Below are 23,860 nucleotides of genomic sequence, written 5' to 3'. Positions count from 1 at the left end.
ACCGCCGGGACCGGTCCATCGGGAACCGGCGCCTCTTCGTATGGACAACCCCGCCCCATGGCAACGTTGCCGCTGATCGAACCGCCTCAGCAGCGCACCCGTCGGTCCGGCGGGCGGGCGGACCCGATCGGTGCCGGAGACGACGTCCGCGACGTCGCATCCCGCAGCGCCGGAGGCCGCGGCGGTGACGGGTCGCCCGGCCCGGAACGGCTGCCCATGCGCCGGCGCCTGTCCTACAAGCAGGCCCGCAACACCGTCCTGCTGACCCTGGTGCTGGGCCTGCTGGTGGCGACGGGACAGATCATCGTCGACCTGATGCACCTGGAGCGGCGGACCGACGTCCTGGTCAACCAGGTGATGCGCACGGTGCACGAGCCGGCCGCCGAGGCGGCTTACGGCTTCGACCGGGACATGGCGGGCCGCGTCCTCGACGGGCTGTTCGCCTATGAACCGATCGTGCTGGCCGAGCTGCGCAACGATTTCGGCAGCGTGCTGGCCCTGCGGGAGCGGCCGGCGGAGAGCGGCACCCGCGCGTGGCTGGCCGAACACCTGCTGCCGCGGGAGCTGGAGTACGCGCTGCCGCTCACCGTCGTGCGCAACGCCCTGGACGTCGGGGTGCTGCGGGTGCGGCTGGACCGGACGCTGATCGCCGCCGAATTCTTCGAACGCGCCTCGGTCACCCTGTGGGCCGGCCTGCTGTGGACCGTCGGCCTCGCCACCATCCTGGTGGTCAGTCTGCACGTCGCCGTGACCAAACCTTTCCTGCGGGTGTCGCAGCAACTGGCCCGCATCGACCCGGCCCGGCCGTCGGAGACGCTGGTGACCATCCCGCCCCGTCATGACGACGATGAACTGGGCATCCTCGGCCGCAGCATCAACGGGCTTCTGCTGCGACTCGGCCAGTCGCTGGAACGCCACCGTCGCGCCGAGGACCGGGTGCGCGAGCGGGAGCTGCGCCTGCGCGGGATCATGGAGAACGTCGCCGACGGCATCGTGACCATCGACACCTGCCACCGCGTGGAGACGATGAACCGGGCGGCCCTGGAGCTGTTCGGCTACCGGGCGGACGAGGCGGCCGGCCTGCCCTTCGACCGCTGCCTCGCCGACGGAGACCTGCCGCATGTGCTGCGCGCGCTGGCCCGCTCCCTGCACGCCCCGGACGAGCGCAGCGACGTGGTCCGCCAGGAGCTGACCGCCCGGCGCAAGTCCGGCGAAACCGTGCCCATCTCCTTCTCCGTCAGCCAGATGCGCCTCGGCGACCGGGTCAGCTTCATCTGCGTCGTGCGCGACATCACCGAGCGCCGGGATGCGGAGCGGGCGCTGATGGAGAGCGAGCAGCGCCTGAAGCTGGCCGTCACCGCCACCCGGTCGGGTGTGTGGGACGCCGACCTGCGCACCGGGCGGGTGTGGTGGTCGCCGGAGTTCGTGGCCATGCTGGGCTACGCCCCCGACGAGCTTCCGATGGACCGGGGGGAAACCTGGGAGGTGCTGATCCACCCCGACGACCGCTCATGGACGGCGGCGCTGGCCGAGCGGTATCTGAGCGGCGAGATCACCGAATACGCACCGGTCTACCGCATGCGCCGCAAGGACGGGAGCTGGGTGTGGATCGAGGCGCGCGGGCAGTGCCTGCGCGACGGCGACGGCGTCGCCCATCGCTTCACCGGCACCATGACCGACGTGACGGAGCGCAAGCGCTTCGAAGAGCAGCTCATGTACATGGCGACGCACGATCCGTTGACCGGGCTGCCGAATCGGACGCTTCTGCAGGACCGGCTGACCCACGCCATGGGCCTGTCCCGCCGCAAGGGCACCGGCCTGGCCGCCCTGTCCATCGATCTGGACCGTTTCAAGCTGGTGAACGACAGCCTGGGCCACGAGGTGGGCGACCGGCTGCTGAAGGCGGTGGCGCAGGCGATCGCCGGGGCCGTGCGCTCCACCGACACCGTCGGCCGCCTGGGCGTCGACGAGTTCCTGGTGATCGCCGAGGACCTGGCGGAACCCAAGGACGCCGGCCGCATCGGCATGAGCGTCCTGGAAGCCCTGGCCAAACCGCTGGAGGTGGGCGGCCACTCGCTGTTCGCCACCGCGTCGGTGGGCATCTCCACCTTCGACGGCCGCGACGAGGACGACGCCACCGACGTGGCGGCGCTGTTGCGCCACGCCGACACCGCCATGCACTCGGCCAAATCGGGCGGCGGCAACACCCTGCGCTACTACCGTCCCGAGATGAACGAGGAGGTGGCGGCCCGCCTGGCCCTGGAACGCAGCCTGCGCGACGCCATCGAGCGCAACCAGTTCGAACTGGTCTATCAGCCCAAGGTGGACGTGGCGACCCTGCGTCTCCTGGGGCTGGAGGCTCTGATCCGCTGGAAACACCCCGAGAAGGGATACATCCCCCCCACGATCTTCATCCCCGTGGCCGAGGAGACGGGTCTGATCGGCGCCATCGGCGACTGGGTGCTGCGCACGGCGCTGGACCAGATCGCCCGCTGGCGTGCCCGGCAGATCGCCCCCTTGCCCGTCGCGGTCAACATCTCCGTCCGCCAGCTCACCGACGAGTCGGCTCTGCGCACGGTGCGCAGCCTACTGTCCGAAACCGGCATCGATCCCGGCCTGCTGGAGCTGGAGGTCACCGAGACGACGATGATGGACAACATCGATTCCATCGCGGAAACGCTGCACGCCCTGCGCGACCTGGGGGTGGGCGTGGCGGTGGATGATTTCGGCACCGGCCATTCGTCCCTGGCCTACCTGCGCCGCCTGCCGATCACCGCCCTGAAGGTGGACCGCTCCTTCATCGACGACGTCATCGCCAACCCCGACGACGCCGCCATTGCCGCGACCATCATCGCCATGGGCCGCCAGCTCGGCCTGAAGGTCGTGGCCGAGGGCATTGAAACCGCCGAGCAGCTTGCCTTCCTGCGCCGCCACGCCTGTGATGAGGCGCAGGGCTATCACATCGCCCGACCGCTGCCGGCGGAGGAACTGGAGACCCGCTTCCTGGACGGCGGCCGCTGGCGCGAGGCCCATTCGGCCTGACCCGTTCCCGGCCGCCGTACGGGTCAGCGGCAGGACGGCCGCGCGCCGCTGCCGAACAGGGACTCGCCCAGCCACGGCAGGACGCCGGGAGCGGCGTCGGTCGCCGTGCCGGCCAGCGGCACATCGGCGAACAGCCGCGCCCGGGTGCCGCGCCGCAGCAGTTCGACGCGCACGGTCTGCCCCGGGGCGTGGGCGCCCAGAAAGCGCCGGAGGTCGTCTGCGGTGGCGAAGACGGTGCCGTCCACCGCATACAGGATGTCGCCGCTGCGGATACCGGCCGCCGCCGCCGCCCCGCCGGGCTCCACCACCATGACCCGCGCTCCGGCGAACCGGGTGCCGTCCGGCAGACGATAGGCTCCGGCCGGCCGCAGCGTCACCCCCAGCGCGCCGCCCCGCCCGGCCAGCCGGGCGGCCGCGGCCGGATCACACAGGCCGTAGGCGCCCGCCTCCGCGGCGGTGCCGTTTCCGGCGTCGGCGCCGGCCGGCAGGACGGCCAGTCCCATCAGGCAGGCCGCCCCGAGCAGCGAGCGCGCCCACCCGGCGTATCGTGTCCGTTCCACCACAGCGCACCCCCGCGTCCAGCCAAGCAACGGAGCGGAGCATAGTGCATCCGGGGGCCCGTTGGGCACCGCTTCGCTACAGCCAGACCCCGCGCACGTAGGGTGTGATCTGGGTGTCCTGCATGATGATGTGCCGCACCAGCCATTCCGCGGTGAAGGTGTAGATCCGCTCGGCATGCTCGTGGTTGGGCGTCCTGGCAAAGGCATTGGAAAGATCGCTGATGGCGCGTACACCTTCGGCATGCTGCTGGCGGTGTTCGGCCAGCCCGGGGTACTTCACCGCTTCCATGATCTTTTCTTCGCGCGCGAAATGCTCACGCGTGTACTCCAGCAGCTTCACCAGGATGACGGCGACCCGCTGCGGCTGGAAGACGCGCGCGTTCAACGCCGTATCGAGCTGGTTCAGGTACTCGATCAGGTGCTTGTGATCCTCGTCGATGGACGGCTGCCCAACGCTGAGCTGCCGCCGCCACATGATGGCACCCATGGCTCCTCCGGCTCGTCGCTGCCGCGGATGATCGTCCGGCGCGCGCGATGAAACCGAAATGTCGCTTCGTTGTCGTTTGATCTGCCCTGCGGATGATCCGATCCGGGGGTGCATTCCTGCGATGAAACGGCAACGATGTTGACCACGGTGCGGCGGCCGGCGGATGGTCCGACGGTCCCGATTATTGCTCGGGTAACTCTGTGCCCACTATGCGACGGAGAAGCCGGTGGAAAAAACCATCCGCTCGTCTGACGTCAATTTGACGCACCCACGGCGGGGAGCGGTCCGGCAATCCGCACCGCCCCCCGCCGCCGGCCGTCACCCCATGATGTTGTAGCCGGCATCCACATAGATCAGCGAGCCGGTGACCGCCTTCGCCGCATCGCTGGCCAGGAAGGCGGAGTAGGCGCCCACATCCTCGATGGTCACCAGACGCTGCTGCGGCGCCCGGTCGGCGGCCTTGGCCATCAGTTCGTCGAAATGGTCGATGCCCGACGCGGCGCGGGTGGCCAGCGGGCCGGGCGACAGGGTGTGCACGCGGATGCCCTTGGGTCCCAGCTCGTACGCCAGATACCGGGTGACGCTCTCCAGCGCCGCCTTCACCGGGCCCATCAGGTTGTAGTTCTCGACGACCTTCTCGGCGCCATAGAAGCTGACGGTCTGCAGGCAGCCGCCCTCGGGCATCAGCGGCTCGGCCAGGCGGGCCATGCGGATAAAGGAGTGGCAGGAGACGTCCATGGCCATCATGAAGCCGTCACGCGAGCAATCGGTCACGCGCGCGTGCAGATCGTCGCGCGGCGCGAAGGCGATCGAATGCAGGACGAAGTCCAGGCGGCCCCAGGTGCGGGAGATTTCCGCGAACACCGCTTCCAGCTCGCCGCCGACGCGGACGTCGCAGGGCATGAAGATGCCCGCACCCAGTTCCTCCGCGACCGGGCGGACGTGCGCCTCGGCCTTGGCGTTGAGATAGGTGATTGCCAGGTCTTCGGCACCCAGATCCTTGCACGCCTTGGCGCAGCCATAGGCGATGCTGCTCTTGTTCGCGATGCCAACGATCAGGCCGCGCTTTCCCTTCAACGACGTCATCGACATGTCCGCAGATTCCCTTGTCGCTCGGGTGAGTTCCGTTCGGGTGGTTCGCGTGGTGGTCGGGCCGGCCGGGCGCGCACCGGGTTTGTGCGGCGCACCATAAACCACTCGCAACCGCGGCGCAACTTGCGACAAGTGAAATGAAATCTTCATGCTACCGTGGCTGCGGGCAACGACCGCACCGCAGCACACGGTATGGATGTGCATGATGTTCGGCGGGGATGGTTCAGGCGGTTCCGGGCGTGTAGGAGGGCGGATCGCTGGCGGGGAACGACTCCTCGGACGCCTCGTCGACCTTGTCCCCTTCACCGGGCTCGCGGTAGATGTCGCCGGGGTGGCGGGCGTAGGGGTGACGGCCCTCCTCCACGTCCGCGTTGGGAATGCCGGCGCCGCGCCGCGTCCCCGCCAGTCCGTAGAGCGGGCAGTAGCCGGTCAGGCCGCGCGCCACCAGGGCACCGCCGGCCAGGGCCAGGGCCGCGCCGGCCAGGTTCGGCCGCCGCATGCCCAGGGCGGCCAGGACACCGCCGCTGACCAGCGACACCAGCCGTTCGGTATGGCCGACGTTTATGATGCGATCGAGATCGTGATCCTGTTCGTAATCGTCGGATCGGTTCGCCATCGCTGCCTCCTCGTGAAGTCCTCGTGGTCCGCGGCCGCTCGGATGGCCGTCACTGCGCCGGGGCCGGCGGCCCCTCGGACTCCGCTGCGGGCGTGTCCGGCTCGGGCGTGTCCGGCGCGGTCTGAACGGGCTGTTCAGGCTCTTCCAACCGGTGGGTCAGCCGCTCGACGCTTTGCGACAGGCGCATGACCTCCTGTTCCAGGCGGGACACCGCCTCGGCGTTCCGCCCGGCCTGCTCGACCTGGCCGGCGAGGATGGCGCCGCCCTGGAGCCAATAGGGCTCCACCCCGTAATAGGTGTGCAGCGCCAGCGCCCACTGCCGGTCGGACATGTCGGGGCGGTGGTCGCGGGTGTACTGCGGAGCGGTCACCAACCGTTCACGGGGCACCTTCAGCACCAGCCCCTCGCCGCGCACCCCCGTCTCGAAGACCGCCCAGGGAACCGGGAAATAGCGCTCCCCGATGCCGAGGAAACCGCCCAGTTCGACCACCGCGTAGGCGATGCGGCCGTTGCGCGGGTCGACCACCACCTCCTGGATCGCCCCCACTTCCTCGCCGTCGGCCCCGCGAAGCTGCAAAGACCGTAGCCCGTCGGCGGAGAGCAGGCGCGGCGTTCGAATGGTCTCCGCCACCCCCAGGGCATGGCGCACCACGCGCGCGCAGGCATCGGCGTTGCCCGCCTGCGCCAGGGTCCGTGCGGCCTGGCGCAGGCTGTCCAGCTCGGCCAATTCGTCGCGCGTCAGGGCAGGCAGCGGCACCGCACCGCCTTCCAGCGCATCGACCTCCTGATCCAGCCGGGACAGTGGCTCGTCGCACGACGGCTGTTGCGCGCGCGCCGGTTGCACGGCGGCGAGCACGCCCGCCGTCAGGACGGCGACGAGCAGCATCGATCGCATCGGGGTCTCCGCCTCGCGTGAATCCTGCCCCATGAACACGACGGCCAAGCCGGAGGTTCCCGGCGGCGCCGGATGTCATCGGCGGATCAGGGGCCGACGCCCTCGAAGGGCGTCCGCCGGCCGAAGAAACGGCCGGCCAGTTCCCCCACCCGAACGGCGTCGCCGGTGGTGAGAAAACGCAGCGTCTCGCCCGGCGGCATCGGTGCGGGCAGGAAGCGGGGATGCCGTTCCAGATAGTTCTCAAGGGACCGGGCAACCAGGGTGGGCTGGCACAGCACCTCGACGCCCGGCGGCAGGGCCCGGGCGAACAGGTCGGCCACCAGCGGGTAATGGGTGCACCCCAGCACCACCGTGTCCGGCGGCACGCCGCCCAGTGTTTCCATCAGGCCGGCGGCGTAGCGGGCGACGTGGGGCTCGAGCACCGCATCGGGCGCTCCCTTCTCGATCAGCGCCACCAGCTCGGGGCAGGCCTGCTGCACGACGCGCACGTCGGGCGCCCGTTTGCCGATCTCGCGGGGGTAGGATCCGCTGGCCACCGTCGGCACCGTGGCGAAGATGCCGACGGTGCGCGGCTCGTGCGGGCGCTCGGGCGGTGGCTCCTCGACCATCCACGGCACGCGGGTGATCGCCTCCACCATCGGCACCAGCACGCCCAGCACGTTGCAGCCGGGATGGCGGCCGGGCAGCCAGGTCCGCTGCAAACGGCGCAGCGCCACCGCCGCCGCGGTGTTGCAGGCCAGCACGACCAGCCGGCACCCCTGGTCGAACAGCCGCTCCACCCCGCGCAACGTCAGGGCATAGATCTCCTCGTCCGTGCGCGCGCCGTAGGGTGCGGCGGCATGGTCGCCCAGAAAGACGAAGGGCCGCTCCGGCGCGGCCTCGGTCAGGGCCCGCAGCACCGTCAACCCGCCGTGTCCGGAATCGAAGACACCGATCGCCGCCAAGACATCCGTCTCCCCGCCCTGCCGCCGCCCCCTGGCGCGCGGACCGTCCACGGGAAGCACGATTCCCACCGCCGCATCAAGGGTGAACGTGGCGCGCCCGGCGGTCGGGGTGCGGTGGACAACGTAAGATTTCCCGCTGTACACCCAAGCCATGCGGGCGCCGATGATCGGCGGCGGGATGGAGGGACCGATGCGCGAAGCGGTGCGGACACCGACCTACGGAGGTGCGGGTGACAGGCGGCGGTCGATCATCGCCCTGGCGGGAACGTTGATCGCGGTCTTCGTGGTGAACAGCCTGATCGGCCTGTTCGCCATCCGCTACGCCGGCGACGCGGAGGGCCGCGACCGGGAGGTGCTGGCGCGTCTCGCCCATGCCGCCGACACCGCCCGCGAAGCGCAGGTCGCCTTCAAGATCCAGGTCCAGGAATGGAAGAACATGCTGCTGCGCGGCAGCGATCCCGGTGACGCCGCGCACCATCTCGCCGGATTCGAGGCGCAGGAGCGACGCGTGGCCGAACAGCTCGGCCAACTGGCCGCCGTGGCCGCCGACCTCGGGCTCGATGCCGCGGAGGTGCGGGCAGCGGCGGCCGAACACGAAGCGCTGGGCCGGCGCTACCGGGCGGCGCTGGAGGGCAGCGACCGCAGCGATCCCGCCGCCGTCGCGGCGGTGGACCGGGCGGTGCGCGGGATCGACCGTCCGTTCGACCGGACGATCGATGCCCTGGCCGAGGCGGCGCGGGCGCGCGCCGACGCGGTGCGCGCCACCACCGAGTCCGCCCGGATGGAGCGCTACGACACGCTGCGCACGGTGGCGGTCGCCAGCATGCTGGTGGGGGTGGCGCTGGTCGGCATCATCCTCGTCCGCGCCACCTGGCGCCGGGACTGACGGGGAGACGGCGGGTGGATCTGTTCGCCACGCTGTTCGGCGGTCTCGGGCTATTCTTCACCGGGGTCAAGCTGATCGGCCGCAACCTGCAGCACATGGCCGGACGGCGGTTCCGGGCGGTCCTGGGTCGGGCAACCGGCAACCCGGTGCTGGCGGCGGTTGCCGGCACGCTGCTGGGAACGCTGACCCAGAGCACCAACGCCGCGACCTTCATCGTCATCAACCTGATCACCGCCGGGGCGATCGGCGTGCGCAGGGCGCTGCCGCTGGTGGCCTGGTCGAACCTGGGCACCTCGGTGCTGGTGCTGCTGGCCGTGCTGGATCTGCGTCTGGCGGTCCTCTACCTGCTGGGCGTCACCGGCATCGGCTATTACCTGGACCTGGACAAATCGGCGCGCTATCGGCACGCACTGGGGGCCCTCCTGGGACTGGGCACCCTGTTCCTCGGCCTGTCACTGCTCAAGAGCGGCGCCGCCCCCTTGCGCGACGTGGAATGGGTGCAGGCGGCCGTGCGCTTCGCCGCGTCGTCGGAGGCCCTGTTGCTGCTGGTGGGGGCGGCGGTGACCATGGTCGCCCAGTCGTCGGCCACCGTCTCCATGCTGGCAGTGACCATGGCCGGCGCCGGCCTGATCGGTGAGGCGGAAACCATCATGGTGGTGCTGGGCGCCAACCTCGGATCCGGGCTCACCACCTTCCTGATGGCCGGAAACCTGGCGGGCACGCCGCGCCAGCTCGGCATCTTCCAGGCTCTGTTCAAGGCCCTGGCGGTGGCCCTGCTGCTGCCGGTGTTCCTGGTGGAGGAGTTGTACGCCCTGCCGCTGCTGCGCCACGTCATCGACGATTCCGTCAGCGGCCTGACCCTGCGGGTCGCCTGGGTGTTCCTGGCCTGCCAGATCGTTCCGGCGATCCTGCTGCTGCCCTTCTACGGCCCGGTGGCGCGCCTGCTGGACCGGCTGTCGCCGCCGTCGCGGGGCGAGGTGCTGGCACGGCCGCGCTTCCTCTACGACCAGGCGCTGATGGACGCCGAATCGGCCCTGGAACTGGTCGAGAAGGAACAGGCGCGGCTGGTCCGCCACCTGCCCGACTATCTGGACGGCGTGCGGGACGACCGGGTCGGCGGCGCGTCGGTTCCCTGCGCCGAGCTGCACGCCGCGACCCGTGCGGTGGCGCGCGCCATCGACGCCTTCCAGACCGAACTGCTGGACGGCGCGATGGCCCGGCCGGGGCTGGAGCGCGGCATGCGCCTGCAATCGCGCCAGGACGTCTTCGTCTCCCTTGCCGACAGCGTGCACGAACTGGCGACCCTGATCGACGGCGCCCCCGACGGCGCCGGGGCCGACCACCGCCTGACCCGCGCCCTGGTGGAGAGCCTGCACGCCCTGCTCGACACCCTCGCCGACACGGTGGACGCGCCCGACCCGGCCGACGTCGATCTGCTGATCGCCCTGGCGTCCGACCGGTCGGAGCTGATGGAACGCACCCGCGCCACGCTGCTGCGCACGGACGCCCCGTCGTCCGCCGCCGCCCGCCAGGCGCTGTTCGCCCAGACCGCCCTGTTCGAACGCATCGTCTGGCTGATCCGCCGCTTTGCCCTGCTGCTCCGCCCTGCCGGCACCGACGGGACGGAGCCGTCCCTGGCCATGGAAGCAACCGCCGATGAGATGGGGTCGCCCTGAGAACGGAGCGCAGGGTGATCCCCCCGGCGGGCGAAGCGACATTTTCATTTCAAACGTCGAAATAATTAACCCGGACCGCAGTTCATTTCGTTCGGATCGAAGATGACGTCTTCGGACAGACCCCACCGCAACCGTTGAATGTCACAATGCATTAAAGACGACGGTAATCATTGATTTACATATGTTCGCCGATGGTGCGCCCCGCCGCGCGTACCATCGTGGCAACGCCTTCGTCCATCGACCGAGGTCAGCGATGAACACCACCGTTCCGCGCTCCGGGGCGCCCGATCCATTGGCCGATCTGCGCGTGACGGCGCGGCTCGGCTTCAGAACGGTGCTTGCCGGTCCGACGGGCCGGGGTCTGCCCGGCGGCGGCGCAGACGGGACGGCCGCGACGAACCGGTCCCGAAAGTTCGCGCAATCGCCAATCACTCGCAAACGTCATAAAGTTTCCACCTGATTGATTTTTTCTTGTCATTGCCAAGCGTTTTCTTTCGGCCGATCTTATTGATTATTAGAACACATCTGAACCCATCGCAACTAATCCCGGTATGTACTGCGGATTCGACTTGTAAGCAGAACACATACGATGTTACTCTCTTTGCTTACAGCACGTTCGACTTTTCCGACGGCGGAGGAGGGTGTTTGCCTTCCGATCGCGCCGGCGCAGCTTCAGGAGGCCCCGGGTCATGACCGGCTCAGACACCCCCCGTTCCTTCCGGTCGGTCCTCGCCGACCTCAGGGTCCGCACCAAGGTTTTCATCGGCTTTGGCATGGTCCTCGGCCTGCTGATCGGCCTGGGCACCCTGTCATGGTGGGAAACCAGGGAGAGCGACGAGCATTTGGCCGAGTACCGTCGCCAGGCAGAGATTGCTTTGCTCTCCGCCCGATCCGATACGGCGCTGTTGCAGGCGCGTCTGGCGGTGACGCGGTTCTACGCGTTGGGGGCGCAGGATGACGTCAACGCCTTCCAGGCTGCCCATGGCGACATGGAGCGCCTGATCGCCGAAACCAAGGCAAAGGTGCGGTCACAGGAAAACCGCCGGGATGCCGACCGCTTCCTGGAACTGGAGAAGCAGTACGCGGATGCCTTCGCCCGTCTCGTCGACCTGCGGCGCCGGCAGGAGTCGCTGACCACGTCGATCATCGACCAGACGGGTGCCACCATCCGTTCCACCCTTACTGCCATCCGCGAGGCGGAGGCGACGGCGCGCAACGTCGATACCCTTGTCGTGGCCGCTGCCATGGACAGCCAGTTCCTGCTCGCCCGCACCATCGCCGCCCGTTATGCGGTGAGCCGCAATCCGGAGGACCGCACCAGGGTCGCCGCCATCCTGAAGACGACCGGCGAGCTACTGCAGAGCCTGCGCGGCCTGCCGCTCGCCGATGGCCAGGCCGAGCGCATCGCCAAGGTGGAGCCCCTGCTGCCGGTCTATGCCGCCGGCTTCGAGGATCTCGCCAATTCCCTGATGGACATCGACGCCCTGGTGGTCAACCCGCTCGGCACCATCGGCAATGAGTTGACCCAACTCTCCGGGTCCATTCGCGGCCGTGCCACCGAATACCAGGAGACGGTCGCCACAGCCGCCGCCCGCAACAGCGCCGAGGCCGAAACCACGGTCATCGTTGTCTCGGCCATGGCCATCGCGTTCGGACTGCTTCTGGCGTGGCTGATCGGCCGCGGCATCGCCGGTCCGGTGACCTCCATGACCGATGCCATGCGCCGCCTGGCCGGCGGCGACACCACCGTCGCGATCCCGGCCATCGGCCGCAGGGACGAGATCGGCGCCATGGCCGGGGCCGTGCAGGTCTTCCGCGACTCCATGGTTCGCACCCGGCAGATGGAGGAGGAGGCCAAGGCCGCCGAGGAACGTGCCGCCGAGGAGCGCCGCACCGCCATGATCCGCCTGGCCGACGGCTTCGAGGCATCCGTGCGCGGCGTCGTCGACTCCGTCGCGGCGGCAGCCGGCGACATGCAGGGGGCTGCCACCGCCCTGTCCTCCACCGCCACCCGGACCAGCCAGCAGGCGGCCACGGTCGCCGCCGCGGCCGAGCAGGCGTCGGCCAACGTCCAGACCGTCGCCAGCGCCACCGAGGAGCTGTCGGCCTCCATCAGCGAGATCGGCCAGCAGGTCACCACCTCCGCCCGCATCGCCGGCGAGGCGGTGAGCGAGGCGGAGCGCACCAACACCACCATGCGCGAGCTGGTCGACGCCGCCCAGCGCATCGGCGAGGTGGTGTCGCTGATCACCGGCATCGCCGGCCAGACCAACCTGCTGGCGCTCAACGCCACCATCGAGGCGGCGCGGGCGGGCGAGGCCGGCAAGGGCTTCGCCGTGGTGGCGTCGGAGGTCAAGGCGCTGGCCACCCAGACCGCGCGGGCGACGGACGAGATCCAGGCCAAGGTGCGCGAGATCCAGGGGGCGACGGAGGGCGCGCGCGGCGCCATCGACGGGATCGGGCAGACGATCACGCGCATGAACGAGATCGCCACCGCCATCGCCTCGGCCATCGAAGAGCAGGGTGCGGCCACCCGCGACATCGCCGAGAACGTAGCGCAGGCGGCGCGCGGCACCGGAGAGGTGTCGGCCAACATCGTCGGTGTCAATCAGGCGGCGTCGGAGACCGGCAGTGCGGCGTCGCAGGTGCTGGGCGCCGCCGAGGGGCTGACCCGCCAGGCCGAGACCCTGCGCACCGAGGTCACCCGCTTCATCGCCACCGTGCGCGCAGCGTGAACGGCAGCGGGGGAGGCGCCCGGCGTCTCCCCCGGTCCGCTATCCCCGGCCCCGCAACGCCTCGCAGGCCATCAGCACCCGCTCCGGCGTCGCCGGAGCGTCGAGGCGTACGGGGTGCCTGTGGCCGCCGACGGCGGCGATGGCGTCCTTCAGCGCCAGCCAGCCGGACAACGCCAGCATCAGCGGCGGCTCACCCACCGCCTTGGAACGGTGGATGGTGTCGGCGCGGTTGGGCCGCGCGTCGAACAGGCGGACCCGGAAATCCGCCGGCAGGTCGCGTCCGGTGGGGATCTTGTAGGTCGAGGGGGCGTGCGTCTTCAGACGCCCCTTGGCGTCCCACCACAGCTCCTCGCAGGTCAGCCAGCCCAGCCCCTGGACGAAGGCCCCCTCCACCTGCCCGCGGTCGATGGCCGGGTTGATGGAGCCGGAGCAGTCGTGCAGCAGGTCGGTGCGGGTGAAGCGGTACTCCCCGGTGTACGTGTCGACCAGCGCCTCGCTGACCGCAGCGCCATAGGCGAAATAGAAGAAGGGCGTGCCGCGGCCGGACGCGCGGTCCCACCAGATCTTCGGCGTCTTGTAATGCCCCGTTGCCGACAGATGGACCCGGTTGAGGAACGCCAGCTTCGCCAGCTCGGCGAAGGTGAAGGCGTGGTTGCCGGCGACCACCCGGTTGTCGCGGAACACCACGGCGTCGGGCGGCACCTTGCAATGGTCGGCGAGGAACGCCACCAGCCGGTTCTTCACCGTCAGCGCGGCGATGCGCGCGGCCTGGCCGTTCAGGTCGGTGCCGGTGGACGCGGCGGACGGCGGGGCGTTGGGCACCTTGTCGGTGACGCTGGCGGTGACGCGCAGCCGGTCCGCGTCCACCTGGAACTCGTGGGCGACGATCTGGGCGATCTTGGTGTGGATGCCCTGCCCCATCTCCGTGCCGCCGTGGTTCACCTCCACCGATCCGTCGGCGTACACGTGCACCAGCGCCGACGCCTGGTTCAGATGGTGGGCGGTGAAGGAGATGCCGAACTTCACCGGGGTGAGGGCCAGCCCCTTTTTCAGCACCGGGCTGCCGGCGTTGTACGCGTCGATGGCGGCCCGGCGGGCGCGGTACTCGGCCGTACGTTCCAGCTCGTCCAGCAGCTCCGGCAGGATGTCGGCATCCTCCACCCGCATGCCGTAATGGGTGGTGTCCCGCCCCGGACCGCCGTAGAGGTTGGCGCGCCGTACGTCCAGCGGGTCGCGCCCCAGCGCCCGCGCGATCTCGTCCACCACATGCTCGATCGCCGCCATGCCCTGGGGACCGCCGAAGCCGCGGAAGGCGGTGTTGGACACCGTGTTGGTGCGGCAGCGGTGGCCGATCACGGTGGCGTCGGGGATGAAGTAGGCGTTGTCCGCGTGGAACATGGCCCGGTCGACCACGCCGTTGGACAGGTCCAGCGAGATGCCGCAGCGCGCCGCCAGCTCCAGGTGCAGGGCGCGAATGCGCCCGTCGTCGTCGAAGCCGACCTCGTAGCGGGCCAGGAAGTCGTGGCGCTTGCCCGTCATCACCATGTCGGTGTCGCGGTCCAGGCGCAGCTTCACCGGCCGTCCCGTGCGCACCGCCAGCACGGCCGCCAGCGCCGCCACGTGGGCAGCCTGGGACTCCTTGCCGCCGAAGGCGCCGCCCATGCGCCGGCATTCCACGGTCACCGCGTTCATCGGCCGGCCCAGGGTGCGGGCGACGATGTGCTGCACCTCCGACGGATACTGGGTGGAGGCGTGGATGCGCAGCTCCCCCTCCTCGCCGGGGATGGCGTAGGCGATGTGGGTTTCCAGATAGAAATGGTCCTGCCCGCCGATGCGCAGTTCGCCCGCCAGGCGCTGCGGCGCGGCGGCGAGAGCGGCGACGGAGTCGCCGCGCCGCATGGTCAGGGAGGGGGAGACGAACAGCCCCTTCTCCAGCGCCTCCCCGATCTCCAGGACCGGCGGCAGATCCTCGTAGAACACTTTGACGAGCTGCGCGGCCTCGCGCGCCCGCGCCGGCGTGTCGGCGGCCACGGCGACCACCGCCTGGCCGGCGTAGCTCACCAGATCAGGGGCCAGGATGGGGTCGCCGGGTTCCACCGCACCCACGTCGGGGTCGCCGGGGACGTCGTCGTGCACCAGCACGGCGTGGACGCCGGGCGCATGCCGCGCCGCCGCCAGATCCATGCCGAGGATGCGGGCGTGCGCCCGGTCGGACAGGTGCAGCGCCGCGTGGAGCGTTCCCGGAAGTTCCGGCAGATCGTCCACGTACGGGGCGGTTCCGGTGACGTGCTTGCGCGCGCTGTCGTGGGCAAGCGCCGTATGCACGTCGCCGCGGATGGTGCGCACGGGGTCGGCGCGGCCGTCAGCCATGGACGTCCTCCAGGGCGTACGCCTCCTCGCCGGTGGTGTAGCGGTGGAACCGCAACAGCAGGTTTCGGGCGACGGCCGCGCGGAAGTCCGACGAGGCCCGCGCATCGGTGATGGGAGAGAAGTCCAGGGACAGGGCCTCGGCCGCCGCCGCCGCGGTCTGCGCGGTCCAGGGCCGTCCGATCACCGCCGCCTCGGCGGCGCGGGCGCGGGCGGGGATCGCGGCCATGCCGCCGTAGCCGGCGCGGAACCCGGTCACCCCCCCGGCATCGTCCAGACTCAACCGGAAGGCGGCGCACACGGCGGAGATGTCCTGGTCGCGCCGCTTCGACACCTTCCACACCGCGAACCGCTCGCCGGGGTCCGGGAAGGGGATGCGGATGCGCTCCACGAACTCCCCCGCCTGCAGCACGGACGTGCGGTAGCCGGTGTAGAAGCCGTCGAGCGGCACCACCCGGCGCACTCCGTCCCGGTTCAGCACCAGCTCCGCGTCCAGGGCCAGCAGGGCCGGCATGCTGTCGCCGATGGGGGAGCCGTTGGCGACGTTGCCGCCCAGCGTGCCGGAGTTGCGCACCTGCGCGGCGCCGATGCGCCGCACCAGCGCGGCGAACGCGGGAAGATGCCGGTCCAGGGACGGCAGCAACGCGGCGTAGGTCGCCGCGGCGCCGATGTCCAGATGGTCGGCGGCCTCCGTCACGCGGTGCAGCTCGGCCACCGGCTCCAGGTGGATGAGCACGGGCAGGCTGCGGTGCCCCTTGGTGACCCACAGCCCGACGTCGGTGGCGCCGGCCACCAGGGTGGCGTCGGGGTGGCGGGCGTACAGGGCCGCCAGGTCGGCGACCGTGCGCGGCGCCAGGAACGTCCCGCCCTGGCCCGACACCTCCAGCGTCCCCTCCCGCTCCACCGAGCGCAGGAGCGCAAGGATTCCCGCCTCGGAGCGCTGGAACCGGTCGGTCACGTCGATATGCGGCCGCATGCGCCGCGCCGCCTCCAGGATCGGGCGGTAGCCGGTGCACCGGCACAGGTTGCCGGCCAGGGCGTCGTGGATGGCCGGATCGTCCGGCGCGGCGCCGGCGTGGTACAGGGCGAACAGGGCCATGGCGAAGCCCGGCGTGCAGAACCCGCACTGGGAGGCGTTGGCCTCCAGCAGAGCCTGCTGGACCGGGTGCAGGTCCCCGTCCTCGTCGGCCAGGTCCTCGACGGTCAGCAGCAGCTTGCCGTCGATCATCGGCAGGAACAGGATGCAGGCGTTGACGGCGCGGTAGCGCACGGGCGGTCCCGCCTCGCCGTCGGGCGTGCGTTCGCCCAGGACGACGGTGCAGGCACCGCAATCCCCTTCCGCACACCCCTCCTTGCTGCCGCACCGGCCGTTCGCGCGCAGCCAGTCCAGCACGGTCGTGGTGGGGCTGACCCCTCTGACCTCGACCACGCGCCCGCCCATGACGAAGCGCACCGATCCCGACATGGTCCCTCCCGCCGGTTTCCACCCGGTCATCATGGGGGATCGGGGTGCGGGCCGGCAAGCACCGCCCTTGCCCGCCCGCCGACGGCCCCCATACTGTGCCCACAGCCCGCGGACCCCGCAGAAGCCGAAGAGGAGACCATACATGGGCCGCCTGACCACCCACGTGCTCGACACCGCGCACGGCCGCCCCGCCGCGGGGATGATCATCGCGTTGCAGACCCTGGCCGAGGACGGCGCGTTCCGCCTGCTGAAGCAGGTGGAAACCAACGCCGACGGCCGCACCGGCGAACCGCTGCTGGACGGCGACGCGCTGCTGGCGGGCACCTACCAGCTCGTCTTCATGGCCGGCGACTACTTCCGCCGCATCGGCGTCGACCTGCCCGATCCGCCCTTCCTGGACCATGTGCCCGTGCGCTTCGGGATCGCCGACCGAACCGCCCATTACCACGTGCCCCTGCTGGTCAGCCCCTACGGCTTCTCCACCTACCGCGGAAGCTGATTCGTTTCCGCGATTTCGTTGATGACACGTACCGTTCGTTGGTCCACCATTCCCATACGAACACGAACGGAGTGCGGGCATGCGGGAGATCGCCATCGCGGTGGGCTACGCAACCACCCTGGCGCTGGCGGCCGCGGCCGGCCACGCGGGGTTCACCACCCTTCTCGACCTGCGGGCCGAGGCGGAGGCCGGCACCCTGGCGGCGCTGTGCGCCGCCGTCGCCGCGGCGGTCGCCTGGCCGCGCGGCCCGCTGGAGCGCGTCCAGGCCCGGCCACGCGCGGCCCTGGAGATCGGCAGCCGCGCCGCCGGCCTGTTCTACCTGCTGTTCACCGCCGTCACCGTGGTGCAGAACGCCGGCCCCTATTTCGCGCAGACCAGCGGGATGGCGGAGACGGTGATGGTGGCCCTGTTCAGCCTGCCCATGGTCGTGCTGTTCGCCACCGGCGCCATGATCTGGTCCACCGCCGGGGCCGGTTTCTTCCTCTCCATCCTCCTGGCCCGGCTGTGGCTGCGCCTGGCCCGCACCCCGGCGTCACACCCCGGGGGCGTCCACCCGCGCGCGGGCTGAGCACCGGCCCGCCGGCACATCATACGGTTTCCGCCTGAAGGCTTTAACCGTATGCCCCTTTCAATGAAGGCCTGCGGCCTTCATCTGTCGGGTTCGACGGCTTCCAACCGATCCTACGGATCTGCCGGAAGCCACATCACTCCGCCAGCCGCACCAGCCCCTCGGCCAGCACGCGCGCGCCGGTGGCGAGGTCGGCGGGGGCGGCGGATTCGGCGGGATGGTGGCTGACGCCGCCGGCGCAGGGCACGAACAGCATGCCCGTGGGCGCCATGGCCGCGAGGTAACCGGCGTCGTGCCCGGCACCCGAGGGCAGGTCGCGGAAGGGCACGCCGCAGCGGACGGCGGCATCGCGCAGCACCCGCAGCACCGGATCGGCGAAGACCACGGGAGCGGACGCGGAGGTTTGCGTCACCGTCACCGCGCAGCCCCCGGCGGCACTGCCGGCGAGCGGGGCCACCCGGTCGCCCAGGTCGGTCAGCCGGGCCGCGTCGGGGTGGCGCAGGTCGATGGTGAAGAACACCCGCGCCGGCACCGTGTTGGGCGAGCCCGGCTCCACCTCGAACCGGCCGATGGTGAAACGGGTGACGTCCGCCTCGTCCTCCAGCGCCCGGCGCAATTCGGCGACGATGGCGTGGGCCGCCATGAAGGCGTCGCGGCGGCGGGCCCGCGGCGTGGTTCCCGCGTGCGCCGCCTCCCCCGTCACCTCGACCGCGAACCAGCGGCAGCCCTGGATGCCGGTGACGATGCCCAGCGGCAGCCCCTCCTCCTCCAGCACCGGCCCCTGTTCGATGTGGGCTTCCACATAGGCGTGCACCGCCGCATCGGCGGGGCGGATCGCCATCTCCGGCTCCCCGGCGAGGACGGCGGCCAGCGCCTCGCGCGCCGTCATGCCGTCACGATCGACGGCGGCCAGCGCGGTTTCCAGCGCCAATGCACCGGTGAACACGGCGGAACCCATGCAGCCGGGCTGGAAACGCGCGCCCTCCTCGTTGGTCCAGGCGACCAGTTCCACGGGGCGGCGCGTCGATATCCCCGCGTCGTTCATGGCGTGCAGCGCCTCCAGCCCGGCGATCACGCCGTAGGCGCCATCGAAGCGCCCGCCCATGGGCTGGGTGTCGAGGTGGGACCCGGTGAGCACCGGGGCAGCGTCCGGATCGCGCCCGGCGCGGCGGACGAACAGGTTGCCGATGGGATCGGTGGCGACCGCGAAGCCGAGGTCCCGCGCCCACCCCGCGACCAGGGAGCGGGCCTGCGCGTCCTGCATCGACAGGGCCGGCCGGTCCACCCCGCCGTCGGGGCGGGCGCCGACGGCGGCCAGCGCCATCAGCCGCCCCCACAGGCGCCCCTCGTCGACCGCCGCCGCCGCGCCCTGTTCCGTATGCCCGTCCGCCATCAGATCCTCCCGTTCCGCGTCCTCCCCTTATCCTACCCCGCCGCGCGGGGGGCCGTCCCGCATCACCCGTGGTCGGGGAACCAGCCGCTGCGGGCCGCCACCACCGCCACCTGGGTGCGGTTGCGCACCCCCAGCTTCTGCATGATGGCCCGCACATGCACCTTCACGGTGCCCTCCAGAACGCCCAGTTCGCGGGCGATCTCCTTGTTGGAGTGGCCGGCCAGCAGAAGCTGGAAGACGTCGCGCTGGCGGTCGGTCAGCCGTTCCGCCGGTCCGCCGCCGCCGCGGGCCGCGCCCGGCGCCACCGTGCCGCCGAGCACGGCGCGCGGCAGCGGCAGGAACGTCTCGCCCGTCAGGGCCAGCGAGATCGCGTGCTCCAGCACCTGCGTCGAACTGGTCTTCAGGATGTAGCCGCGCGCGCCAAGGCGCACGCTTTCCACGATGTCGCCCACCTCGTCGGAGGCGGAGATCACCAGCAGCGGGGTGTCCCCCAGCGCCTCCACCATGCGCCGCACCCCTTCCCGGCCGCTGCGGTCCGCCAGGTTGAAGTCGAACAGCACCAGCGTCAGGCCGGGCGTCCCGGTGACGACGGCCAGCGCCTCGGCCAGGGTGCCGGCCTCGATCACCGAAGCCCCGGGCCGGATCTCACGGACCGAAAGCGCAAAACCGTGGCGGACCAGCGGATGACCGTCCACCACCAGGAACGTCTGCCCCTGCCCGCCGTGGACCCGGTCGCGTTCCGCCGGACGAACCCGTATTTCCATCGTGTCGTCGCCTTCCTTGTGCCGCACCCGCAGCGGCCGCGTGCAGACCGCCGCCCCGGTTCCGTCGCCGTCCGGCGCCGAACCGTCGTTGCGTCGTTCACTGTCGACATTCACATCCATCGACGATCGCCTACACTATCGTTTGAGGTATCCGCCAAGATCGAACGGCGAAGTTCCTTGCAGAGCGTGTGCGCGCTCTCGTATAAATCACCATCCTCATGAAGGTAAAGCACGCTTTCCTCTGAACGTCCACTTGCTTTTAATAACTTTTTAAGTATCGTGTTGGGCGCGCCTTTCACTCGGTACCATCGCTCCAAGCGACAATCGACAACGAACCGGAGGAGCAACGATGCCCACCCCCTGGGATACGATGCTGGTGGATCACGACCGTCTGTTCTCGGCGGCGCTCGGCGCGCTGATCGCCAACGGCCCCTTCAGCATCGGCCATTACGCCGCGACGGCCGACGAGGCGCTGGCCGCCATCGCGGCCGGCGCCGCGCCGGACCTGATCGTGCTGGCAGCACCGGCGGCCGCGGGCGACGAGCCGGCGGGGCTGCGACGCCTGCGCGCGGCCTGCGACGCGCGCATCGCCGTGCTGGCCGACACCCTGTCCGACCGCCCGCTGAGCCGCGCGCTCGAGGCCGGCGCGGACGCCTATCTGGACAAGGCGATGTCCAGCGAATCCCTGTTGCGGGCGTTGCAGCTCGTCATGCTGGGCGAGGTGGTGTACCCGACGCACGTGGCCAGCCTGCTGATGGCCACCACCAACGAGCGTCCGGTCGCGCCCGTGCTTCCCGCCCTGTCCGGCAACGAGCTGTCCCGGCGCGAGGTGCAGATCCTGCGCTGCCTGCTGGCCGGACAGTCCAACAAAGCCATCGCCCGCCATCTGCACATCACCGAATCAACGGTGAAGATGCACTTCAAGAACGTGATGCGGAAGATCAACGCCCAGAACCGCACCCAGGCGGCGGTATGGGCCATCCAGAACGGCCTGTCCCCTCTGATGAGCGCCTGATCTCACGACCGCACGGGGTCGTTCAGCTCGTCGAAGGCGGCCTCCGGCGGGCCGCCGTCCTGCGCCACGTCGATGATCCGCTCGTGGGTGCGCAGGCTGCCGAGGATGGTGTCGCTGGGGCCGTTGAGGTCGACGTCGAGGGTCACCGCGGTGAAGCCCTGCGGGTCCTCGCGCCGGCCGGCGGCCCGCGCCGGAGCGACCGACCGCACGACGCCGAGCATGGCATCCTCGAACGCCGCGTCGCTGCTGCCCCGGTAGGTGTAGGTCACCCGCATCGCCCCCTCCGCCCTTGCTGACACCGTCCCGGTGGAACACCGGAGCCGCCGGGGCGGTTCCGCGGCGGGCCTCAGGGCCGGTGCATGCGCGACAGCCGGTCGGCCAGCCGGATCGGCTCCGGCAGCCGCCATTTGGGGGTGACCCGCAGCACCAGCTCCACGGCGGTCTGCAACCCCACGCGGTGGCCGACCGACACGAACAGCGGGTTGGTGCCGTCGCGGGTGCGCAAGGCCACCCCCACCATCTCCTTGCGGTGGTACATGGGCGAGGAGGAGCCGCGCGCGAGCCCCGGCGGGTCGAAGCGCCCCACCAGGCGCGACTTGGCGACCCCCACCGTCGGCAGCCCGGTGACGACGCCGAGATGGCAGGCCAGCCCGAAACGGCGCGGGTGCGCCATCCCCTGCCCGTCGACCAGGACCAGGTCGGGCGGCTCCGGCAGCATGGCGAGCGCGGCCGCCATGGCCGGCACCTCGCGGAAGGACAGCAGGCCGGTGACGTAGGGGAAGCTGGTGGGCCGCGCCAGCAGAACCGAGCGGGTCAGCTCCAGCGTTGCCGGATCGACCTCCGCCACCGCCGCCCAGGTCAGCCGGTCGGCCTCGCTGTAGTGGGCGTCCACCGCCGCCAGGCGGCGCAGCGGTCCGACATCGTCGCGGGCGACGACCCGGGTGCGCAGGCGCTCCTGCACGGCCCGCGCCTCGGCCTCCGTGGTCGGCCAGCCCGCCGCGGTGCCGTCGTCATCGTCGGGATGGTCGCCGGGGAACCCGTCCATGGCCGCGGGCCCTCCGCCCTATTCCTCCACCGGGTGGCAGGGACGGCTGGCGGTGGGCCAGGGCTCCCCCAGGTCCTCGACCAGGCAGGTCCAGGACGGGCCGCACAGGCGGATGCAGCCGCCGCCGGCGAAGTGCAGCAGCACGTCGCCGTCCTCCGTGCCGAGGCTGAGCAGTTCGAGGATCTGCCGGCGGTCGCGCAGGTCGATGCCGCGGGTGCGCACCCGCTCCACCCCGTCGAAGCGCACGCCGCAATGGACGCGCTCGTAGGGGAACAGGTCGTCGTCCTCGGCCGTGGGGCCGTCGTCGGCGCGCGGCGCGTCGGCCGTTTCCCATCGGAAGCGGTTGACCACGAGCACGAAGCGCTTGTCGCCGGGGACGTAGCCCATCTCGCCGATCGGCACGATGGCGTCCTGCAGGCAGGCGGAGACCACCCGCAGGTCGTCCTCGTCCTCGGCGCGCAGGCGGATCGGCTTGCTCATGGCCCCTCCCTTCCTAGTCGTCGCCGCCCTCGCCGCCGATCCGCTCGATGTCGGCGCCGCAGGCGGCCAGCTTCTCCTCCAGGCGCTCGTAGCCGCGGTCCAGATGGTAGACGCGGTTGACCGTCGTCTCCCCCCTGGCTGCCAGCCCGGCCAGCACCAGCGACACCGAAGCGCGCAGGTCGGTGGCCATGACCGGCGCGCCGGTCAGCCGATCCACCCCCCGCACCAGCGCCGAGGCGCCGTGCACGGTGATACGCGCGCCCATGCGCATCAGTTCCGGCGCGTGCATGAAACGGTTCTCGAAGATGGTCTCGGTGATCATGCCGGCACCCTGCGCGGTGCACAGCAGCGCCATCATCTGCGCCTGGAGGTCGGTGGGGAAGCCGGGGTACGGCTCCGTCATCACGTCGACGCCCGCCAGCGTGCCGTTGGCGCGCGAGACGCGGATGCCGCCCTCGATCTCGGTGAAGGCGACGCCGGCCTGGGCCAGCACGGTGGCGGCCGACGCGATGAGGTCCAGGCGGGTGTTGAGGATGTCCAGCTCGCCGCCGGTGATGGCCGCGGCCATGGCGTAGGTGCCCGTCTCGATGCGGTCGGGCACGATGGAGTGGGTGGCGCCGTGCAGCCGCTCCACGCCGCGGATGCGCAGCGTGTCGCTGCCGATGCCGGTGATGTCGGCGCCCATGGCCACCAGGCAGTGGGCGAGGTCGCTCACCTCCGGCTCGCGCGCGGCGTTGACCAGCACCGTCTCGCCGCGGGCCAGGGTGGCGGCCATCAACAGGTTCTCGGTGGCGCCGACGGACACCTTGGGGAACACGATCTCCGCCCCGCGCAGACCGCCGGGGGCGCGGGCGATCATGTAGCCGCCCTCCAGCTCGATTGCCGCACCCATGGCCTGCAGACCCTTGATGTGCAGGTCGACCGGGCGCGCGCCGATGGCGCAGCCACCGGGCAGCGACACCTTCGCCTCGCCGAAGCGCGCCACCAGCGGCCCCAGCACCAGCACCGAGGCGCGCATCTTGCGCACCAGGTCGTAGGGCGCGGTGGTGTTGGTCACGCCGCGCGCCGTCAGCTCCACCGTGCGCCCGGCGCACGCGCCGCCGGCCCCGTCCAGGTGGATCGCCACCCCGTGCTGCAGCAGCAGGTTGCACAGGGTGTTGATGTCCGCAAGGATCGGCAGGTTCCTCAGGACCAGCGTCTCGTCGGTGAGCAGGCAGGCGGTCATCAGCGGCAGGGCGGCATTCTTGGCGCCGCCGACGGCGATGGACCCGCTCAGGGGTCGGCCGCCGCGGATGCGGATCTTGTCCATGGGAAACCCGGTGTCGTGCGGA

The 23,860-nt window shown here is 70.9% G+C and carries 22 protein-coding genes; 8 read left to right on the top strand and 14 right to left on the bottom strand.

Annotation, left to right across the window (positions count from 1 at the left end; translation table 11 throughout):
* Positions 1-57 precede the first annotated feature (57 nt).
* The gene (locus tag G472_RS31205) at positions 58-3,042 is read left to right on the top strand and encodes an EAL domain-containing protein (protein ID WP_051340400.1); all 2,985 of its coding nucleotides are present in this window, start codon (positions 58-60) and stop codon (positions 3,040-3,042) included.
* Positions 3,043-3,065: 23 nt separating this feature from the next.
* On the opposite strand, the gene G472_RS0104320 is transcribed toward G472_RS31205, so the two are convergent.
* The 6 genes from G472_RS0104320 to G472_RS0104295 form a co-directional block, all read right to left on the bottom strand.
* The gene (locus G472_RS0104320) at positions 3,066-3,602 is read right to left on the bottom strand and encodes a PDZ domain-containing protein (protein WP_156926991.1); all 537 of its coding nucleotides are present in this window, start codon (positions 3,600-3,602) and stop codon (positions 3,066-3,068) included.
* 76 nt (positions 3,603-3,678) lie between these two features.
* Positions 3,679-4,089 (bottom strand): bacteriohemerythrin, encoded by a 411-nt coding sequence (locus tag G472_RS0104315; RefSeq protein WP_029007388.1) that lies wholly within the window; start codon positions 4,087-4,089, stop codon positions 3,679-3,681.
* Between the two features lie 318 nt (positions 4,090-4,407).
* Entirely contained in the window at positions 4,408-5,181 is a 774-nt protein-coding gene (gene fabI, locus G472_RS0104310; RefSeq protein ID WP_156926990.1) for an enoyl-ACP reductase FabI, read from the bottom strand.
* A gap of 223 nt (positions 5,182-5,404) precedes the next feature.
* Positions 5,405-5,797 carry a YgaP family membrane protein gene (locus tag G472_RS31200; protein ID WP_051340398.1) on the bottom strand — a complete coding sequence of 131 codons (393 nt, stop codon included), beginning with the start codon at positions 5,795-5,797 and terminating at the stop codon, positions 5,405-5,407.
* 49 nt (positions 5,798-5,846) lie between these two features.
* Positions 5,847-6,692 (bottom strand): PRC-barrel domain-containing protein, encoded by an 846-nt coding sequence (locus G472_RS0104300; protein ID WP_029007386.1) that lies wholly within the window; start codon positions 6,690-6,692, stop codon positions 5,847-5,849.
* Between the two features lie 86 nt (positions 6,693-6,778).
* Positions 6,779-7,636, bottom strand: a complete 858-nt coding sequence (locus tag G472_RS0104295; protein ID WP_245593389.1) for a glutamate racemase — start codon at positions 7,634-7,636, stop codon at positions 6,779-6,781.
* 190 nt (positions 7,637-7,826) lie between these two features.
* Between G472_RS0104295 and G472_RS31195 the strand changes: the two genes are divergently transcribed.
* The 4 genes from G472_RS31195 (at position 7,827) to G472_RS0104280 (ending at position 12,933) form a co-directional block, all read left to right on the top strand.
* Positions 7,827-8,522 carry a hypothetical protein gene (locus tag G472_RS31195; protein WP_156926989.1) on the top strand — a complete coding sequence of 232 codons (696 nt, stop codon included), beginning with the start codon at positions 7,827-7,829 and terminating at the stop codon, positions 8,520-8,522.
* Between the two features lie 14 nt (positions 8,523-8,536).
* Entirely contained in the window at positions 8,537-10,198 is a 1,662-nt protein-coding gene (locus tag G472_RS31190; RefSeq protein ID WP_051340395.1) for a Na/Pi symporter, read from the top strand.
* A 253-nt stretch (positions 10,199-10,451) separates the two neighbouring features.
* The gene (locus G472_RS38670; RefSeq protein WP_156926988.1) at positions 10,452-10,658 is read left to right on the top strand and encodes a hypothetical protein; all 207 of its coding nucleotides are present in this window, start codon (positions 10,452-10,454) and stop codon (positions 10,656-10,658) included.
* Positions 10,659-10,887: 229 nt separating this feature from the next.
* Entirely contained in the window at positions 10,888-12,933 is a 2,046-nt protein-coding gene (locus G472_RS0104280; protein ID WP_029007383.1) for a methyl-accepting chemotaxis protein, read from the top strand.
* A gap of 39 nt (positions 12,934-12,972) precedes the next feature.
* On the opposite strand, the gene xdhB is transcribed toward G472_RS0104280, so the two are convergent.
* Together xdhB and xdhA are read right to left on the bottom strand one after the other, a co-directional pair.
* Positions 12,973-15,303, bottom strand: coding sequence for a xanthine dehydrogenase molybdopterin binding subunit (gene xdhB, locus G472_RS0104275; RefSeq protein ID WP_029007382.1), 2,331 nt, complete (start codon positions 15,301-15,303; stop codon positions 12,973-12,975).
* Positions 15,296-16,765, bottom strand: coding sequence for a xanthine dehydrogenase small subunit (xdhA, locus tag G472_RS0104270; RefSeq protein WP_029007381.1), 1,470 nt, complete (start codon positions 16,763-16,765; stop codon positions 15,296-15,298). The genes xdhB and xdhA overlap by 8 nt, the downstream gene beginning before the upstream one ends.
* A gap of 142 nt (positions 16,766-16,907) precedes the next feature.
* On the opposite strand from xdhA, the gene uraH reads away from it, so the two are divergent.
* Entirely contained in the window at positions 16,908-17,264 is a 357-nt protein-coding gene (gene uraH, locus G472_RS0104265) for a hydroxyisourate hydrolase (RefSeq protein ID WP_029007380.1), read from the top strand.
* A 79-nt stretch (positions 17,265-17,343) separates the two neighbouring features.
* A complete protein-coding gene (locus tag G472_RS0104260) occupies positions 17,344-17,832 on the top strand; it encodes a hypothetical protein (RefSeq protein ID WP_029007379.1) in 489 nt (162 codons plus the stop codon).
* A gap of 136 nt (positions 17,833-17,968) precedes the next feature.
* Here G472_RS0104260 and G472_RS0104255 read toward each other — a convergent pair whose 3' ends face one another.
* A complete protein-coding gene (locus G472_RS0104255; protein ID WP_029007378.1) occupies positions 17,969-19,225 on the bottom strand; it encodes a M20 family metallo-hydrolase in 1,257 nt (418 codons plus the stop codon).
* 62 nt (positions 19,226-19,287) lie between these two features.
* Complete coding sequence (locus G472_RS0104250; protein WP_245593388.1) at positions 19,288-20,109, bottom strand: LuxR C-terminal-related transcriptional regulator; 822 nt, start codon at positions 20,107-20,109, stop codon at positions 19,288-19,290.
* Positions 20,110-20,338: 229 nt separating this feature from the next.
* Here G472_RS0104250 and G472_RS0104245 point away from each other — a divergent pair, with 229 nt between their 5' ends.
* Positions 20,339-21,004 carry a LuxR C-terminal-related transcriptional regulator gene (locus G472_RS0104245; protein WP_029007376.1) on the top strand — a complete coding sequence of 222 codons (666 nt, stop codon included), beginning with the start codon at positions 20,339-20,341 and terminating at the stop codon, positions 21,002-21,004.
* A 2-nt stretch (positions 21,005-21,006) separates the two neighbouring features.
* Here the strand turns inward: G472_RS0104245 and G472_RS0104240 are convergent, their stop codons facing one another.
* The 4 genes from G472_RS0104240 to murA form a co-directional block, all read right to left on the bottom strand.
* Entirely contained in the window at positions 21,007-21,279 is a 273-nt protein-coding gene (locus G472_RS0104240) for a hypothetical protein (protein ID WP_029007375.1), read from the bottom strand.
* 71 nt (positions 21,280-21,350) lie between these two features.
* Complete coding sequence (nfi, locus tag G472_RS31185; protein ID WP_051340393.1) at positions 21,351-22,049, bottom strand: deoxyribonuclease V; 699 nt, start codon at positions 22,047-22,049, stop codon at positions 21,351-21,353.
* 18 nt (positions 22,050-22,067) lie between these two features.
* Complete coding sequence (locus tag G472_RS0104230; protein WP_029007374.1) at positions 22,068-22,529, bottom strand: DUF2948 family protein; 462 nt, start codon at positions 22,527-22,529, stop codon at positions 22,068-22,070.
* 13 nt (positions 22,530-22,542) lie between these two features.
* The gene (murA, locus tag G472_RS0104225; RefSeq protein ID WP_029007373.1) at positions 22,543-23,838 is read right to left on the bottom strand and encodes a UDP-N-acetylglucosamine 1-carboxyvinyltransferase; all 1,296 of its coding nucleotides are present in this window, start codon (positions 23,836-23,838) and stop codon (positions 22,543-22,545) included.
* Positions 23,839-23,860: the final 22 nt, after the last annotated feature.

This window comes from Azospirillum halopraeferens DSM 3675, from assembly GCF_000429625.1.
Lineage (GTDB): Bacteria > Pseudomonadota > Alphaproteobacteria > Azospirillales > Azospirillaceae > Azospirillum > Azospirillum halopraeferens.
This window is presented reverse-complemented; position numbering and strand designations above follow the sequence as displayed.